Source organism: Vibrio sp. 2130-1 (genome assembly GCF_033339515.1).
Genome location: NZ_JAWOUT010000501.1, coordinates 1 through 588, shown reverse-complemented (window position 1 = coordinate 588; position 588 = coordinate 1). Strand labels below are relative to the sequence as shown.

Annotated in this window: 1 protein-coding gene; it reads left to right on the top strand. The window is 49.0% G+C overall.

Annotated features, from left to right (window positions below; genetic code table 11):
- On the top strand, positions 1 to 588 hold a 588-nt coding region (locus R7Q09_RS27070; protein ID WP_318144068.1), incomplete at both ends, for a 3-deoxy-7-phosphoheptulonate synthase.

The following is a 588-nucleotide window of genomic DNA, read 5'->3' as shown; positions in this document are numbered from 1 at the left end:
TGGTGGAACTGGCGGAAATGGAAATCCCACTTGCAACCGAAGCTCTTGACCCAATTAGCCCACAATACTTAGCCGATACTTTTAGTTGGGCAGCGATCGGCGCACGCACAACAGAATCACAAACACACCGTGAGATGGCTAGTGGTCTTTCGATGCCGATTGGCTTTAAGAACGGCACAGATGGCAGTTTGGCAACCGCAATCAATGCGATGCAGGCAGCCTCTTCTAGCCACCGCTTTATGGGTATCAACCGTGAAGGTCAAGTTGCGTTGCTCACAACCCAAGGTAACCCGAATGGCCACGTGATCCTACGTGGTGGAAAACAGACGAACTACGATTCAGTATCCGTTACGGAATGTGAACAGGAGATGGCGAAATCAGGTCTTGAAGCGTCATTGATGGTGGATTGCAGCCACGCAAACTCACGCAAAGATTACCGTCGTCAGCCATTGGTCGCAGAAGATGTGATTCACCAAATCCGTGAAGGGAACAAGTCGATCATCGGTTTGATGATCGAGAGCCACATCAATGAAGGTAATCAATCTTCTGATCTGGCTTTGGATGAGATGAAATACGGCGTATCTATCA